Source organism: Rudanella lutea DSM 19387 (assembly GCF_000383955.1).
GTDB classification, from domain to species: Bacteria; Bacteroidota; Bacteroidia; order Cytophagales; family Spirosomataceae; genus Rudanella; species Rudanella lutea.
Genome location: NZ_KB913013.1, coordinates 336,417 through 353,658 on the forward strand (window position 1 = coordinate 336,417; position 17,242 = coordinate 353,658).

At 52.8% G+C, this 17,242-nt stretch carries 10 protein-coding genes; 7 read left to right on the forward strand and 3 right to left on the reverse strand.

Translation table 11 applies throughout. From position 1 onward, the window contains the following. Positions 1 to 195 precede the first annotated feature (195 nt). Complete coding sequence (locus RUDLU_RS26775) at positions 196 to 1,278, forward strand: hypothetical protein (protein ID WP_019986590.1); 1,083 nt, start codon at positions 196 to 198, stop codon at positions 1,276 to 1,278. A gap of 118 nt (positions 1,279 to 1,396) precedes the next feature. On the opposite strand, the gene treS is transcribed toward RUDLU_RS26775, so the two are convergent. Next, the gene (gene treS / locus RUDLU_RS0101600; RefSeq protein WP_019986591.1) at positions 1,397 to 4,726 is read right to left on the reverse strand and encodes a maltose alpha-D-glucosyltransferase; all 3,330 of its coding nucleotides are present in this window, start codon (positions 4,724 to 4,726) and stop codon (positions 1,397 to 1,399) included. Between the two features lie 286 nt (positions 4,727 to 5,012). On the opposite strand from treS, the gene RUDLU_RS0101605 reads away from it, so the two are divergent. Next, entirely contained in the window at positions 5,013 to 7,235 is a 2,223-nt protein-coding gene (locus RUDLU_RS0101605; RefSeq protein ID WP_019986592.1) for a bifunctional alpha,alpha-trehalose-phosphate synthase (UDP-forming)/trehalose-phosphatase, read from the forward strand. Here RUDLU_RS0101605 and RUDLU_RS29560 read toward each other — a convergent pair. Beyond that, on the reverse strand, positions 7,232 to 7,423 hold the full coding sequence (locus RUDLU_RS29560; protein WP_157580067.1) for a hypothetical protein: 192 nt from the start codon (positions 7,421 to 7,423) through the stop codon (positions 7,232 to 7,234). The genes RUDLU_RS0101605 and RUDLU_RS29560 overlap by 4 nt on opposite strands. Before the next feature lie 191 nt (positions 7,424 to 7,614). Here RUDLU_RS29560 and RUDLU_RS0101610 point away from each other — a divergent pair, with 191 nt between their 5' ends. Both RUDLU_RS0101610 and RUDLU_RS0101620 read left to right on the forward strand, forming a co-directional pair. Further along, complete coding sequence (locus RUDLU_RS0101610; protein ID WP_019986593.1) at positions 7,615 to 9,021, forward strand: sensor histidine kinase; 1,407 nt, start codon at positions 7,615 to 7,617, stop codon at positions 9,019 to 9,021. Between the two features lie 962 nt (positions 9,022 to 9,983). Next, complete coding sequence (locus RUDLU_RS0101620; protein WP_019986595.1) at positions 9,984 to 11,186, forward strand: acyltransferase family protein; 1,203 nt, start codon at positions 9,984 to 9,986, stop codon at positions 11,184 to 11,186. A 96-nt stretch (positions 11,187 to 11,282) separates the two neighbouring features. On the opposite strand, the gene RUDLU_RS0101625 is transcribed toward RUDLU_RS0101620, so the two are convergent. Beyond that, positions 11,283 to 12,086, reverse strand: a complete 804-nt coding sequence (locus RUDLU_RS0101625; RefSeq protein ID WP_019986596.1) for a sialate O-acetylesterase — start codon at positions 12,084 to 12,086, stop codon at positions 11,283 to 11,285. A gap of 287 nt (positions 12,087 to 12,373) precedes the next feature. Between RUDLU_RS0101625 and RUDLU_RS0101630 the strand changes: the two genes are divergently transcribed. From RUDLU_RS0101630 to RUDLU_RS0101640, 3 genes are all read left to right on the forward strand, one after another. Continuing rightward, positions 12,374 to 12,850, forward strand: coding sequence for a DUF3347 domain-containing protein (locus RUDLU_RS0101630; RefSeq protein ID WP_019986597.1), 477 nt, complete (start codon positions 12,374 to 12,376; stop codon positions 12,848 to 12,850). 163 nt (positions 12,851 to 13,013) lie between these two features. Further along, positions 13,014 to 15,911, forward strand: a complete 2,898-nt coding sequence (locus RUDLU_RS0101635; protein WP_019986598.1) for an McrB family protein — start codon at positions 13,014 to 13,016, stop codon at positions 15,909 to 15,911. Further along, the gene (locus tag RUDLU_RS0101640; protein ID WP_019986599.1) at positions 15,886 to 17,238 is read left to right on the forward strand and encodes an McrC family protein; all 1,353 of its coding nucleotides are present in this window, start codon (positions 15,886 to 15,888) and stop codon (positions 17,236 to 17,238) included. The genes RUDLU_RS0101635 and RUDLU_RS0101640 overlap by 26 nt, the downstream gene beginning before the upstream one ends. Positions 17,239 to 17,242: the final 4 nt, after the last annotated feature.

The window sequence follows — 17,242 nt, forward strand, 5'->3', positions numbered from 1 at the left end:
GGCGGTTCTACTCATACCCAGTATTGAGCATTTGTATGAATAGTGGCGGTTTTGGGGTTGACAGAGGCATAAAACCAGGCCTCTAAGGAATTTCTAAGGTCTGATTAAGCCCCATCTAAGCCTCGCGGGCGTTATTTGATTAGATCAACCAATCCTCAGTCGGCCCAACCTGGGCAGTCCGAGGCTACTCAACGTATGTCTGACCCTACTTTTATTCACAACCGCACGCTGGGGGTTACCTTCAGCACCGAGGGCCAGGCGGCCGTTACGGTATGGCATCCCGGTGCCCGTCAGGTGGCTCTGCTGGTGGTGGGCGGTTTGGGACCCGTACCCTTGTCGCGCCAGCCGAATGGCTACTGGCATACCGAAACAAACGCCATTTGCCCCGGCGATGAATACCTGATTCTGGTCGACGACGAGCGCGAATACCCTGATACGGCATCACTGGCCCAACCGCAGGGGCCTTTCGGACCGTCGCTTGCGGTCGATACCGGGCAGTTTTATTGGGAAGATACCTGCTGGGTGAATCACCCCTTTGAACAGTACTGCGTTGCTGAACTTGACCTGCGCACGTTTACCGGCGAGGGCACGCTGGCTGCGGCTACGGGCCGGGTGGCGCGACTCAAAACGGAGGGCATTAATGCGGTAGCTATAAACCCGACACTTTCTGCCCTGCACTCGCCCGACCGGCCCGACGATACCGCTTTTTTATACGCCGTACAGCCTGCTTTTGGCTCGCCCCGGCAGTTGCAGCAGTTTATTAACGTCTGCCATTTTGAGGGAATTGCCGTTTGCCTGGACCTGGACTATAGTTTTCTGGGCGGGCCATCGAACCATACGCTGGCTGGCGGTTGGGGGAAAATGCCCGCCATGCGCACCGGCAGCCGTGACCGGCCGTTGGGTGTAGGGCATCCCGATGCCCTGCAACGGTACTGCCTGGAAAATGCCCTGCTCTGGTGGCGCGATTTCCATGTGGATGCCCTCCGGCTCAATGGTCTCCCGTTTTTGCCTGATGCCGACGAAACAATACAGCTCATGCGCGAGGCCGCCAATCAGTTGGCGCAGGTTACCGGGCATCAGTATTATCTGCTGGTCGACTGCGATGCCTCGCCCGCGACCCTGACCGGCCCCTCGGGGCAGCGGTTTCTGTGCCGGGCCGATACCGACCGGGTTACCGCAGCCGAAGCGTTGTCAACCGACCTGCCCAGCCGCACCTACCGCAGCGACTATGTGTACGACCGCCAGTATGCGGCCGTACTGCATAGTTTGTTTGGGTAATAAGTAAAGCAGCATTCAATGTATGATGAATCATGTAAAATGTATAATGAAATGGCTGATTGTCAGTAGGTAGACCAATCGTTCGTTGTACATTTTACATGGTTCATTTACGTATTACTTAGTCGGAAATAGGCTGTTCAGCGGCTGGTTCGGGAGCCAGCAGGCTGCTTATCAGGTGCAGGGGTACCCACGCCTGTTCGGGGTTTTGTCCTAAATCAATCAGGGCTTTTTCGAGCAAATAGGTGTCGAGCATGAGCTGAATATCAGCTTTGTCGGTCGGGATGAGTGCCCCCGGCCGTACGGTGTCGAGGTAGGCACGGAGAAAAAAGCCACTCATGTAATACGCCCAAGTGTCGGCAAGGTGTAGCATCGACTCGGCGGTATCGGGAGCCAGTTGATTGCTGGTCAGGAACCCCTCGTAAGCCACGTCGTAAAACGACCGGATCAGGCCCGCCACGTCGCGCAGGGGCGACCGTTTGAGCCGTCGCTCGCTGTAACTGCGGGCCGGGTCGCCCCCGAAGTCCCGGATAGCAATATCGCGGCCGGTGAGCAAAATATTTTCCAGTTGTAAATCGCCATGAATTCGGATTTTGAGGGCATCCAGTTTATGGCTGTAAATACGCCGGAGGGTTTGCAGGAGTTCTTTTTTTCCGCCCAGCACCCGACTGGCCAGGGGCTGTAGGGTAGGCGGTACCTGCGAAAGTTGCCCGTTCAGCCGCCCGAAACTCTCGCGTACGAGTGACTGCATCCCCGAAAACAACGAACGCTGGTAATGCAGGGAAAACGGTTCGGGCGCAAACGAGGGGCCGTTGCCCGAGGCCAGGGCCAGGTGCATCTCGCCGATACGAATCGCCAGTAATCGGACTTGCTCGGCCCCCCGGCTGCCGAGCAGCATTTGGGTTTCATCGGGGAGGCCATCGAAGGTCGGAGCCTCCGTCAGAGGTGCTTGGGGTTTTGCCAGAGCTTCGTCCACACGGGTTCGGTCGCGGGCCAGAATCCGCTCAATTACGTTGCCCACCCGATCCTGCACGTACTGCCGGGCATTGCCAAACCGGCCGGTTTGGGTCTCGAGCATCCCAAGCTGCACGGGTTCCCCGCCAACCGTCAGGCCAAACGTACCGAGTGGGGTAGGCACATGCCCAAAATGAGCCTCCTCGGCCAGGAACCGGGCAATTTCGGCATCGGGGTTCTCCGAACGGTCTACTTTCCGGTACAGCTTCAGCAAAAACCGGTTGTCGTAGCTTATGGTCGTATCATGAGGTCCTGCCCGTTCGAGCTTAGGGCGCGGGTTGGCGTTTTCGGCGGTGTAGGCCCGCAAGGTGTCTAAGCCGCTGAAGTACAAAGATGCGGGGCTGTCCTGTTCCCCGGTCATTGGTTGTAACAGGGCCTGCTGTACATGGGTCAGGTAGAGTCCATCGACCAGAACGCCCGGTTGGGTGCCTATCTCTGCCGTTGCCAGCACCGCCTGGGGGCAGTTGCGCATTAGTTTATCGGCCCTATCGGTCGGCACAAACGCCAGTACCAGCTGAAACCACTCGGGTAAGCCACGCTCGTAGGTCACCTCCAGCAAGAGAAGCCATGCCGGACCCTCGGTTGTCGGAATCGCCACCTGGGTGGGAATACGTACCTCCCGCAGGGCCGTCTTCTGGTCGCCAAGCCAGTCGGCACGGTGTAGGTAAGCGGGTAGCACGCTCCGTTCCAGCGCGGTTCGGTTGGCACTACTCAGCTGCTCGCTCCATTCGGCCAGTTGTACCTGCGGCAACGTAGCCGTATCGACGGGGCCGACGGCCGGTTTTTCGAGAATGAACCAGGCGTAATCGTGCGGGGCCAGGGTGAAAAAATACCGCTCGTCGTCGCCCACGGCCGGAAACGGGTTCTGGCTAAACGCTTCGACCGGTACGTAACCCGCAAAACCCTGTAAGTCAATGTGCACGGGTTGCGCGTACTTCGACAGGTTGACCACAATCAGCAGGGTTTCGTCCTGATACGACCGGGTAAAGGCAAGCACTTTAGGGTTTTCGACGGCCAGAAACTGCATGTCGCCCCGCCCGAAGGCCGGGTGCCGCCGACGCAGCCCAATCATCCGTTTCATGAACCAGAACAGCGAAGAAGTATTCCGGCGCCCGGTTTCCACATTCACCGACTCGTAATGGTACTCTGGGTCGAGAATGGTGGGCAGATACAGCTTATGCGGATTAGCAGCCGAAAAGCCGGCGTTACGGTCGGGTGACCACTGCATGGGTGTACGCACCCCATCGCGGTCGCCAAGGTACACGTTGTCGCCCATTCCGATTTCGTCACCGTAGTAAATAACGGGTGTGCCGGGTAGCGAAAACAGCAGACTGTTGAGCAGTTCAATCTTTTTCCGGTTGTTGTCCATGAGTGGGGCCAACCGGTGCCTAATGCCGAGGTTTATGCGCGCCTTGGGGTCTTTGGCGTATGTTCGGTACATGTAGTCGCGTTCTTCGTCGGTCACCATTTCGAGGGTCAGCTCGTCGTGATTCCGCAGAAATATAGCCCACTGGCAGGTGTCGGGAATGGCCGGTGTCTGATCAAAAATGTCGGTAATGGGGTACCGGTCTTCCATTTGCAGGGCCATAAACATGCGGGGCATAACCGGGAAATGGTAGTTCATGTGGCACTCGTCGCCGTTGCCGAAGTACGAAGCCGAATCTTCGGGCCACATATTGGCCTCGGCCAGAAACGCCACACCGGGGTAATGCTCGTCGATATGCCGACGGAGTTTTTTGAGAAACTCATGGGTTTCGGGCAGGTTTTCGCCGTTGGTGCCTTCACGTTCGTAGAGGTAGGGCACGGCGTCGAGCCGGAACCCATCCACACCCAGCTCACACCAGTAGTCGATAACCCGAAAAACCTCTTCCTGCACCAGCGGGTTGTCATAATTGAGGTCGGGCTGGTGATGGAAAAACCGGTGCCAGTAATATTGCTGCGCCTGATGATCCCAGGTCCAGTTGGAGTTTTCGAAGTCCTGAAAGATAATTCGGACGTCGCTGTACTGAGTTGGGTCGTCGGTCCAGACGTAATAATCGCGTTCGGGTGAGCCTTTGGGGGCGTTGCGGGCGCGCTGAAACCAGGGGTGTGTATCAGAGGTGTGGTTGATGACGAGTTCGGTAATCACCTTCAGGTTGCGCTCGTGGGCCTCCTGGAGCAGGGTCTTAAACTGCTCAATAGTGCCGTAAGAGGGGTTTATGCGGTAGTAATCCGCAATGTCGTAGCCGTCGTCGCGCAGGGGAGAGGGGTAAAACGGCAAGAGCCAGATGGCGGTCACGCCCAATTCCTGTAAGTAATCGAGTTTGGTCAGCAGGCCTTCGAAGTCGCCGATACCGTCGCCATTGCCATCGCAAAAGGCTTTAATGTGCAGTTCGTAAATGATGGCGTCTTTGTACCAGAGGTCGTTCGCAGGGCTGTTTTTTGGGATGTTCGGCATAACGTTGAGGTTGTTTTTGGAAGGTTCGGGCCGGTAAACCCGTCGTTTTTCGTGTCGACCAACCGACGCCCGCGAGTGAGGGAACGGGGAAGATCAACGGACGAAAAACAGAGGGAAATGACCCGGAGAGTCTTTTAAAAAGACCCGCAGGTGGCCCTTATGTTTCAAAAACTAATCGCTTTGCCTACTTCTAATGAATTTCTAAGATTTGGTTAAGGCCACTCTAAGTGGCTTCGTTGTTATTTGTCTATTCACACTCAGCGTTCAGCTCAGACGCGTCACTTGTATGACCACATCTAAAACGCCGTTCAACCGGTTGCTTATTGTTTCGTATCGGCTCCCGTTTACGATTCATCAGACCCCTGAGGGGCTCACCCTCAAACAGAATGCCGGCGGGCTGGTGTCGGCCGTGCTCTCGATGGCCGAACGACTGGGGCAACCCGGTGCGCCCGTGGCCTCCAAAATTCATTGGGTAGGCCATGCCGACCCGGCCCTGCAATCGGTCGACCCGGCGGTGTTTGAAAACGAAACCTTTGTGGCGCACCCGGTTTTTCTCGATGAGGCCGTGAATAAAGGTTTTTACGAGGGTTTCAGTAACGATCTACTCTGGCCTTTGTTTCACTATTTCCCCTCGTACGCATCGTTTCGGGAAAGCGACTTTACCTGTTACCAGCAGGCCAACGCCCGGTTTCTGGATGAGGTACTGGCCCTGATCGAACCGGGCGATCTTGTCTGGATTCACGATTTTCAGCTCATGCTGTTGCCCAATCTGGTGCGCGAGGCCCGGCCCGACACCCATATTGGTTATTTCTTCCATATCCCGTTTCCGAACTATGAGATTGTAAAGTTACTGCCCCGTGCCTGGCGGCAACAGCTCATTCAGGGCGTGCTGGGGGCCGATGTGCTCGGATTCCACACGCCCGACTACGTGCAGCATTTTCTGCAAAGTGTGTCGGAAGTGCTGGCCCTGCCCATCATCGGCAATCGGGTGGTGTTTCCCGACCGGTCGGCGGTGGTGCGCGACTTCCCGATCAGTGTTGACTTTGCGAAGTTTAACAATAGCGGGCAGGAAGATGCCGTGGTGGCCATGCGGCACGGGTACCTTTCGTTGTTGCGGCACCCGAAACTGATTTTCTCCGTCGATCGACTCGATTACACCAAAGGCATTACCTCCCGGTTACAGGGTTTTGAGCGGTTTCTGCACCAGCACCCCGAATGGCGCGATACCGTCACGTTTGTGATGACGGTGGTACCTTCGCGCGACAACATCCCGCAGTATCAGGAGATCAAGCGCGAAATCGAAGAAACCGTTGGCCGGATCAATGGCCTATTTGGGTCGATTGGCTGGCGGCCGGTGGTGTACCTGTATTCATCGCTCACGTTTACCGAGTTACTGGCCCTGTACACGGCCTGTGATGTGGCCCTGATTACCCCTCTGCGCGACGGCATGAATCTGGTCTGCAAGGAGTTTGTGGCCAGTCGGGAAGACGGCCGGGGGGTGCTGATCCTGAGCGAACTGGCCGGGGCTGCGCAGGAGCTGCCCGACGCCCTTATTATCAACCCCACCGATACGCAGGAGGTGGCCGATGCCATTCACAAAGCCCTGGTGATGACGCCCCGCGAGCAGGAAGGGCGGATGCGAAAAATGCGGGACCGCGTGCAGAATTACAGTGTGTTCCGCTGGAGTCATGATTTTCTGAAAGCCTTCGATGAGATGATGAACAACCCCGTTGAACTGGAAACAGACCTCTCGGTGCCCTCGTTTGTGGCGGCCTTTGCCGACGCAAGCCGTCGGCTGATGCTCGTTGATTTCGACGGGACACTCGCCCCGCTTGTCAACAACCCGGCCGACGCCCGCCCGTCCGATGCCCTCAAAGGCGTGTTGCATGGGCTGGCTGAACAAAGCGATATGGTGGTAATCAGCGGCCGAAACCGGGTCTTTCTGGAGAAAACATTTGCCGGTATTCCGGTTTATCTGGTGGCTGAGCACGGCGCATTTCTGAAAAAGCCCGACAGCCCCTGGGAGCGGCTCGACCTCTCGACCGATGACTGGCAGGAGACCGTCCGGGAGCAGATGCAGGCCTACGTCGACCAGTTTCCCGGCTCGTTTGTTGAGGAGAAAGAAACCGCCATTGCGTGGCATTATCGAATGGCCGAGGCTGAGGATGTAGAAGCACAGGCTGTTGAGTTGGCGGCAAGCTTACGCGAGACCAATGCCCTGGTGCCGCTCGCGGTGATTCAGGGAAGTAAAGTGGTGGAGGTGAAGCCTGCACACCATAGCAAAGGCACGGTGGCACTCGCTATCGCGGAACAAAAGCCGTACGATTTTATTGTGAGCATCGGCGACGATACCACCGACGAGGATATGTTTCGGCAGTTGCCTAATTGGGCCTACACGCTCAAAGTTGGGTCGGGAGCCTCGAATGCCCGGTATCGGCTGGCTCGTCAACGCGATGTGGAGGCCTTGCTGACGCAGATGAACGAAGCAATTGCGCCTGTAACTGGTTAACAAACAGGTTGTTCGTTGGGTTCGGGAACGGAGCCGTCGGTGTCATTGGGGGATTGGTCGGTGTTGTTGCCGACTGATGAGGCATAGTGCGGGGGCAAAGGCCCCATTCCCGACGATTGGCATCCAAACCAGGCGCTCGTGAAGTACGCGACGGCTCCGAGGGCGGCTATTCCGATCAAAAAAAGCATACACCGTTGAGTTGAGAGTAAGTAGGTAAGAGTTTTGGCAAGCGGCCAGTGATTACTCAAACCCTTTAAAGAATACCTGAAAAGTAGGCTGTAGTTTTAAGAAACGACTTAACTTATCCTTAGAATGTGCTTAGAAGGCAGATATCTAACAGCGTTAAGGCTAACTCATACCTTCCAACTTCTCACCAGCGATGACCATCCGTAATCGGTTGACACTACGCTTTACCGGGCTGGTATCCAGTATTTTGCTGCTGGTTTTTGTGAGTATTTACGCCTTCTGCTGGTTTTTTATTTCGGCTGATTTTTACCGGCGACTCGACCGAAAAGCGAGTACAACGGGCGATATGCTTATCCGGCACCGGCTCGATGCCGACTTGATTCGGCAATTGGGGCGACTCCGAAAAGATCAGTTGCCCAGCCAAAAAATCATGGTATTCGATGCCCGTGATTCGCTCATTTTTACGACAAACGAAGCCCTCACGGTACCCATTCCGGCCACGACGCTGGCTAAGATCAGGGTGGGCGAGCAAACCGATTTCCGGCAGGGAATCTATTACCTGTCGGGGAGCCGTTACACCACCGATTCGGGTGGGTATGTGGTGATAGCGAGTGCGCAAAATACCGATGGCGACGATTTCCTAAGTCGGTTGCTACTGGCCCTCTTGTGCTTGTTTATCCTGATTGTGGGCGTTACAACCCTGGCGGGCTGGGTCTTTGCGGGCGATGCCCTGCGGCCTATGCAACGGCTGGACCAGACCCTGAGCCATATTTTTCCGCACAACCGGGAGGAGCGTCTGCCGGTTGGTCCCGAAAGCGACGAGATTAGCCGATTGTCGATGACCATTAATAGCTTGCTCGATCGGGTGGGGGAGTCGTTTCGGGTACAGCGCATGTTTGTGGCCAACGTCTCCCACGAACTGAGAAACCCCCTGACCCAAATCAGCTCCCAGCTCGAAGTAAGTTTGCTCAACCGGCGTGACCCCGATGCGTATCAGAAAACCATTCGGTCGGTGCTCGAAGACGTGACCGAACTGACGGCCCTCACCCGTGAATTGCTTCAGCTCTCGCAGGTGAGTGGCGATGGTACGGTCGGTTTGCTCACGGGCCGCATCCGTATCGATGAGATTGTTTGGGACGTGCGCGATCAGGTCAATGCGTTACAACCCGGCTATCGCGTGCAGGTCGAATGGGGGGATTTACCCGACGATCCAGACCTGCTTACCATACAGGGCAACAAGACCCTGCTCCGCACGGCCCTGAAAAATCTGACCGAAAACGCCTGTAAATTCTCCGACGACCGCCGGGCTTTACTACGGGTACGGGTTCAGCCCGAACAGGTTCAGATTGATGTGCAGAATACGGGTACGCCTATTCCGGCCTCTGATCTGCCGTATATTTTTGAGCCGTTCTACCGGAGTCGGCAAACGGCCGATGTGCGGGGGTATGGCGTCGGCCTGTCGCTTGTCGAACGCATTGCACGGGTACACGGAGGGCAGGTCACGGTTAGCTCTGAAGCGGGCCGGCCAACGATATTCACCGTGGCTTTGCCGCGTCCCGATGCCGGGTTGAACCATCATCAGGCAGCTGAGCAATCGTAGTAGTCTTAGTACTGGACATTAGATGTTGGCTCCTAAACGTTAGACCTCCCTACAGAATAGTAGTAAGTCTAACATCTGGTGTCTGAAGCCCAATGATCAGTACTGAGGTATTAGGTGTCGATATTGATAAAATGGTTATTAAGTAGCTTGTTCTGAGCTTATTTGCTCTAAAAATGGGCTGTTGTATGTATTAATTAAGTACATTTATACTGCATTTTTAAATGGTGTGGAAATGGGAAAGCCGAACGCTTCTGGCGCTCGGCTTTTTTGTTTTTTCGTAACTGTCTGGTAGCCAAAAAACTGTCAGCAGTTTGGTGTACAGTGTATGCTACGGCATACGAAGCAGCCCCCCACCGGGTCTGCGACGTAGGTAAAGAAATGATATACCCCAAAAACCCCAGCCCAGGTAAACTCCATATCCGCGTTGGTTCTGCTCAATGGGTTCAACCGTCCAAATCCACTTAAAATCGGGGCTCAGATTAAACTCCCCCTTGTCGTATGCCCAAAGCAAATCACAGAATACGCCAAAGTACGGCTTAATGATACAGGCTATGGTCTTTGTTTTTGTCATAATGGATTTAACCTATCGATTAAATTGATTAAAAAGGCCTGACAACCAGATGATTGGCTGTGGGTCTGTTTACACTTCAGTTTAGGTAAGCAGCTCAAAAACAATTCATTGCTTAATGAAAAGAATGGAATGGAGACTGCTGTAAAATGGCGGGCTGCGTACTTGAGGGGGCAAAACTACAGTACAAATGACAAACGCTACAACATTCATGTATGTAAAATAGGTTAAAATATGCGTTGGAATGTAGGTGAAAACTTAAAAAGTGTATATTGAAGGCGGCCATCTGGCTAACCGATTCATGTGACCCGAACGGGTTTGGGACAGTCATTACTCAGAAGTCTTTACCTGCACTACCAGTGTGGGATATACGCTCTACTCGTTACTGTCATCCATGAAATTGGACCTACAAGCCAAGCCTATCCGTTACTACGAACTCGATCTGCTACGTTTACTAGCGGCCCTCAGTGTGCTCCTTTTTCACTTTGCGTTTCGGGGGTATGCAGCCGACCATCTGAATCCGGTACGGTACCCGGCCCTGGAACCGGTGGCGAAATACGGTTATCTGGGCGTCGAGCTGTTTTTTATCATCAGCGGTTTTGTCGTACTCATGTCGGCGGAGCATAAAACCGTGCGGCAGTTTGTGGTGTCGCGCGTAGTGCGGCTGTACCCGGCGTTCTGGGTGGCCTGTACCCTTACGTTTGTCGTGCTGAAGGTGTTTGGCCCGCATCCGGGTGGCCCGCATCAGGGTGGCCTTCCTGCGTCGCCGTACATGGAGGTATATGGGCGGCAGTACCTGTTCAATCTGACAATGCTTCAGTATTTTTTCGGGCAGCGCGACATCGACGGGGTGTACTGGACCCTTACTTACGAGATGCTGTTCTACGGACTGGTGGTTTTGCTCATTGCGTTGCGGGGGATGCCCCGGTTGCCTTTACTAATAGGATGCTGGCTGGCCTACGGGGTACTGTCGGAAACCACGGCCCCCGATGCTCCGCTCAACACCCTGCTGTTTCCGAAGTACAGCCCCTTGTTTTGTGCGGGTATGCTCTTTTTTCGGTTAGCCCAGCATCGGATGGCGCACCATCGGTTGCCGCAACGTCGGTTGCCGCACCATCCCGCTCCGATTTGGCAACTTTACGCCCTGTTGTTGTTTTCGTGGGTAATGGCGCTGCGCAACGCCCTCGCGTATGCCGAAGAGCAACAAGCTTATTTTCACACGTACTTTTCGCCGGAGGTAGTTGGGGGAGCCATAACGGGGTTTTACCTCATTTTCTGGGCCATTGCCCGCCGAAAAGTTGATTTAGGTCGATTTCCGGGGCTCGCCGTAGCGGGGGCACTCACGTACCCGCTCTACCTGTTGCATCACAACATTGGCTATGTTTTGTTTGGGCGACTGGGCCATCTGGTAGAGCCCTACCCACTGCTGATGGGGCTCACCGTTGGGATGCTTTTGATGGCCTACGCCCTACATCGGCTGGTCGAGAAACCCATGAGCCGGTGGTTGCGTAGCCGGTTAGAAGGGCGGGGTGAAAAGTCAATACTACTTAAAAAGGATAAAGAAACGGAGATGAATGCCGTGAACCCAGTCTCCTAAATAAGCAATCGAGATGATTCTATGTATAATGAACAGTGTAAAATGTATAATGGAGGTGGCAGCTAAACCAATTATTCATTATCCATTTTACATTATTCATTTACTTTTTAGCACCATTTGCATCGCCCTGGCGTACCGTTTGCCTAACTCGCGGGCCGAGGGTGTGTCGAAGTGAGTTTGATCGCCCTTGTGCGTAAGCCCCGTAGACTCGATGCAGGTTACTCGCGGTTCCCGACGGGCTACCTGTTGAAGGGCGTTGTTGATCTGCACGGCGTATGGGTTTTTGCTCGTGTGAAAATCGCCGAGGGTGCCTACCACGACGGGTACGTTGGTTGCATTCAGGTCATTACGGAAACGACGAATCAGCTGACTCAGCTTATCGGCATACGCGGGAGCCAGTTCGGCTTTGGCGTCGCTTTCGCCCTGATGCCACAGAATGCCCCGGAGCGTTCCTGATTTGAGCGCGATTCGGGCGCGGGCAAGGGCGTCGTCGTACGGATGACTTTGGGTCTGCTCGTGAAACCCGCCCGGTTGCCAGCTGTCGATGGGCGATCCACCCACAGCCACCGGAATTAGGGCAATGATGGCGTTAGTATCCGCTTCGGCCATGACCCGCGCAAAGGCCATTCCGGGGCCCACACCCACTACCGCTGGCTTGTCGAAGTGAAGCGGATCGGCGGCCGGTACCCAGGTATTTGTTTTGTCGAGCACCCAGATGCGCGGATGCGTTTGGCGATCAGCCGCTTCGACGGTCCCGCGGCCTGCCATGTTCGACTGCCCTGCGAGCAGGTACAGGTGAACGCGGCCCGGCGGGAAGGGGCTTACCTGTGCGTGGCCTGTGTGGGTCCCGATAAACGACACGAACGCGAGTAGCAGGCGACTGAGGGTAGTTAGCTTCATGAAGAGCTCGTTTGGGCTGTATACCGATCTTTACCGTATAAGCAAAAAAGCCCGTTGGTTTACGCACAGCGGCTAACCGATTCGCCTAACTACGGCTTGCCATTCGGGCCTCCGATTTTACCTTTGCGTAACAATTCAGACCCAATTCATTCTTCAGAACTGGACACATTAGATGTTAGACACCAGACGTTAGACGTACTACCATTCTGTGGGGCAGTCTATGGGCTAGTGTATGATGCCCGAATGTCCAGTGCTGAGAATTTACCCCTCAAAAACGGACTAAATGCATGAGAACCATTCGATTAGCCATCACGGCCCTTAGCCTGACATTCTGTTCATTGGCCCTTTCGGCCCAGAGCCTGACCCCCGCCTTGTCGGCGTACTATTCGGTGAAAGATGCGTTGGTGGCGACCAATGCAGGCAAGGCGAAAGCCGAGGCCCAAAGCCTTATTGCTGCCCTGGGTAAAGTGGATGCGGCCGCGCTGCCCGCTTCGGCCCGGCCCCTATTGTCGACCGCCAAAACGCAGGCGGCCGCCATTGCCAAAACCTCGGATGTTGAAGTCCAGCGGAAACAGTTCGAAGGGCTGTCGACCAACATGATTACCCTCACCAAAGCGACCAAGCCCGGTAAGGCCTATGTGCAATACTGCCCCATGGCAGCCGGGGGCAAAGGGGCCTCGTGGCTCAGCGACAAGCGGGAAGTTCGCAACCCCTACTACGGCGACAAGATGCTCAAGTGCGGCACCGTGAAGGAAGAGATTTAGTGCTGTCTTCGAGTAATGGCTCGTCAGGGGTGTAGTTGCTTAGGTTTATATTCTGTAGTTATGGGGGATACTCAAGCACGTCCCAAACGAATATTCCGGTTTAACAGGAAACCGGATAGTTGAATTTTTTTGATTAACCCTTCCAAGTTTCCTAGTCCGCCCCATGAACATTACAGATTACCACCGTGCGATTTTTGAGTTTCTGGAACAATACCGCAAGGACCACCCCGAAGCAAACCTTACCTACTCTCTTCGCAATAACAACTCTGCGAAACGTCCGAAGCATCTTTATCTGTTTACGGGGAACGACTTCTACATCTTCGTGGGGATGTATGCTCCTCACAATGGAAACAATAAAACGCGAAGTGTCGGATTTGAAGTAGGTTATGATACCGCTCAACAGAAAGTTACATACTGTGCTCTGGAGATTGTATTTAACGATCCTAAACTGGACCATCAGTATCCGGTTTACAAGCAGGTTATCGATCAAATTGGGTGGGATCAATTCAAAACAATCGGCACTCAGAAATTTCAATACTTTTATAAGAGTACGGATTGGAAAGCAGCCCTGCTAACCTACCTCACAGAGCACAAACCAATCATCGATCAGGCTATTAAGGACCACGGGATGAACCATGAGTTTTTTATTCCCGTCGAAAAGCTTGAAACAGCTATTGAAGAGTTGGAGCAAACAATTGACCAGCTATTCGAACCTGACGAAAAATCGGATAGGGGAGATTATTCGTGGATTCCCTTCTATAGCGAACTATGCACTAAACTAAATGGCCTTACTTCCTCCCAATTGACCGATCTGACCCAAAAAGTGTTAATGGTTCAGAAACTGCGGGGATTAGTTGATCAGGACGCTCATCAGAATGAGTTTCCCCTGACCAAAATGGACCCGTATACATTTCTATCGTTTACAGGAATTGGAAGGAAAGAAAAACAGCTTGCTGTGCTGGCCCGGTTAAAAGAATGGTTGTCGATCAGCACCGCTTTACCAACGGGCTTATCAGGGCTCTACTTTCAACAGAACCAACGGGTCTGGTTGTTTGGATATTCATACGAACGACAATCGGAGGACATAGATAAACTACGCAATCTGTACCAACAGGTTGAAACGAATACCGTTACCGAGGATGTGTTCAATTCTGTACTTACCATCAAGCGGACCAGCATGGGTAAGGTATCCGAATCACTCTTCAAGCATCGCCCCGAGCTCTATTTCCCGATCAATGGTAAAACCCGATCCTGGCTACAGAAGCGAAAGTTACCCAATCAGTTTACTACCTGGAATGAGTACCGACAGCTGCTCGAAGCAATCCGCGAGTTTGACAAGAGGCCCTTCTACAAAATTGTGGATGAAGCGTACTGGGAAGGACCTGCAACCGTTAATTTACCCTCGGAAGAACAAACCAATTACTGGATATTTCAGGGTAATCCCGCTCAATTCAGGATTGTCGATTCATTGAAGGACAACGCGCTCCGAACGTGGCGGGTAGCGGCTCACGCACAAACGATAAAACCCGGGGATAAAATCATTCTTTGGGTTGTGGGTAAGCAATCGGGCTGTTATGCACTGGCACAGGTTGCTTCGGAGATTTACACAGGTACGGATGAATCCGGAGAACAATACTACCAAACCGCCCAGGTACTAACGGAACCTACCCAACGGGTAAAGATCAATATTGAACATAACCTCTGGGACAAACCCATTCTGAAACCTCAGTTGCAGGACTTACCCGCTTTTACGGGGTTTAATGGGGGCAATCAAGGCACCAACTTCACCGCTACCCGCTACCAATACGAACTTATCCTCAAAATGGCTCAAGCTCAACCAGAATCCACCCATCCCAAAAATATCATCCTCTACGGTCCACCGGGTACAGGAAAAACCTATACAACCATCGAGTTAGCGGTTGAAATAATTGATGGTGCTTTAAGTGGGAACCACCAACAGTACAAACAGCGCTTTGATGTACTGCGAAAGGACGGACAAATCGAGTTTGTTACCTTCCACCAGAACTACACCTACGAAGATTTCGTAGTGGGCATAAGACCGGAACTCAACTCATCAACGAATGGCCTAAGTTTCAAAGACCATCAAGGTGTATTTCTGAAAATTGCAAAAAGGGCAACCAGCAATTTTTTAGGAAGTTTTCAGCAAGCAAGCGTAGTCGAGTTAATCCCGTTTGAAGAATTATTTTCGGACTTTATTACACCCGTTACATCTGGAAAAGAGCTTCCGATCTACGTAGATGAAGAAATTGCTTTTTATCTAATTGATTACCAACAGAAATACAAAGCTCTCTACTTTCGTGAATCAGCGAAGAAGGAACATCAGTCCCCCAAGAAAGACGCTCGGTATCTCTCTGTACAAACATTAAAAGAATTATATCTGGAAGAGAAAGAGGTCGATAAAGAAGGGCCGTATTATGAAGCTCTTGTTAATACATTACATCGCATTGGTAGAAGGAAGGTTGAAAGACCACCCGCCCCATTAAAGAACTTTGTGCTTATTATCGATGAAATCAACCGAGCAAACATCTCCCGTGTATTTGGTGAGTTGATTACTCTGTTAGAAGAGGATAAACGATTGGGGGAGCCCAACGAGCTTACCGTTACCCTACCCAATGGAGAACCCTTCTCGGTCCCGCCCAACCTGTACCTCATCGGTACGATGAACACTGCCGATAAATCGCTGGCTCTGCTGGACATTGCGCTCCGCAGACGCTTCGAGTTCGTGGGTAAATACCCTAACTCCGAGCTGCTACATGCTACCCCGCAAGCGAAAGCCCTAATGGAACGGTTGAACAAGGTGATCCTCAACCATAAGAAATCAGCGGATTTCCTCATTGGTCATGCTTACTTCATAGGTAAAACGGATGCTCAACTTAAATCGGTCATGGATAACCGGGTGATACCTCTGCTGATGGAATACTTTAATGGCCGTACGGATCTGGTGTTACAGGTACTCAAGGAAGCGGGTACAAACTGCACCATCAACGAGCTTACTTATCAGATCGAGTATACCAATGAGACAGCTAATCAACCTGGTTGAGTACCAGACCTACACTCTCCCAACGGATTCAGCGATCAATGTGGTTTCGTTGAGTGCTTACCTGAACGGAGTGTGGCATACCCGTACCCAGTTTGATGAGAACCCCGATGTAAAACAGTCCTCCGAACAGCAGTTTTTAACCATTGGGTATGATCCCAAACTGGGGCAACCCACCCTTAAAGCGGGTAAGTACGTTGGCTTTATTCAGTTTGAGGATACTACCATTCAGATCATTCCCAAGCTCTTTAAGCCTGAACAGAGTGATAAAGCGTTTAGACACCTGTTATGGTGGTTATCATACTGCAAACGGGTCCGGTTCCCCTTTACAGACCTGTTGAGTGATACCCAATCTATCGATGAGTTCCCCGAAGCACTCATTCACTATTTCGCTCAGTTCACCCACCAGCTGGTTGGTTCAGCTCCCTACCACCAGTACGAGGAGGTTACCGACACGATTCCCTACATGCGGGGGCGTTTGAATACCCAGCAGTACATTAACACCAGTGTGAGCCGGGGTAACTGGCACCAGCTGGTGTGTGATTACGAACCCTTCGTATTTAATAACCGGCTGAACCAGATCATCAAATACGTGGCTCGTTCGCTGAGTCAGGTGTGCCGGTTTACTGATACGCACCGGGCTCTGGAGAAGCTCATCTTTATCTTAGATGAGGTAGATGATGTTCCCGCTATTGCCCGGGATTGCGATACCCTGCACCTGAACCGCTACTTTGCAGATTATGAGGTATGTGTGGACATGTGCCGGTTCTTTCTCTCTGATAGCTACCTGTCCCAACCCGAAACCCACCATCGGCATTTCTGCTTTTTGCTCCCTATGGATTATGTGTTCGAGGACTTCATCCTGGGCGTATCCGAAACGTACCTTGGCCATAAGGTGAGCGTCTCTCCTCAAAAAACTGAGTGGCTCACCCAGGAAAAAATATTCCAGGTAAAAAGCGATCTCGTGCTGACCTACCCCGATAAAACACGGTTAGTGGCTGATACCAAGTACAAAGTACGGGGGAGCACATTACCCGATAAGAAAGCGGGAATTAGCCAAAGCGATCTGTACCAGATGGTCAGCTACGGGTTACGGCAGGAAACCCGGGATGTACTACTTTTGTACCCCCTCAGCTACGGCCAGGAACAAACGGGGGGAGAAACATTTCATGTTAATTCTGTCCTCCTCAACAACATCCCCATTTGTATTCGAGCCGTTGACTTACCCATTACTGGTGAGTTAACGAGTGACATTCAATCAAGACAGCTCCTGGTAAGCAAGCTGGTATCTCAATTATTGCAAGCGTTTAATCTGAAGCTACTTGAATAGCTAC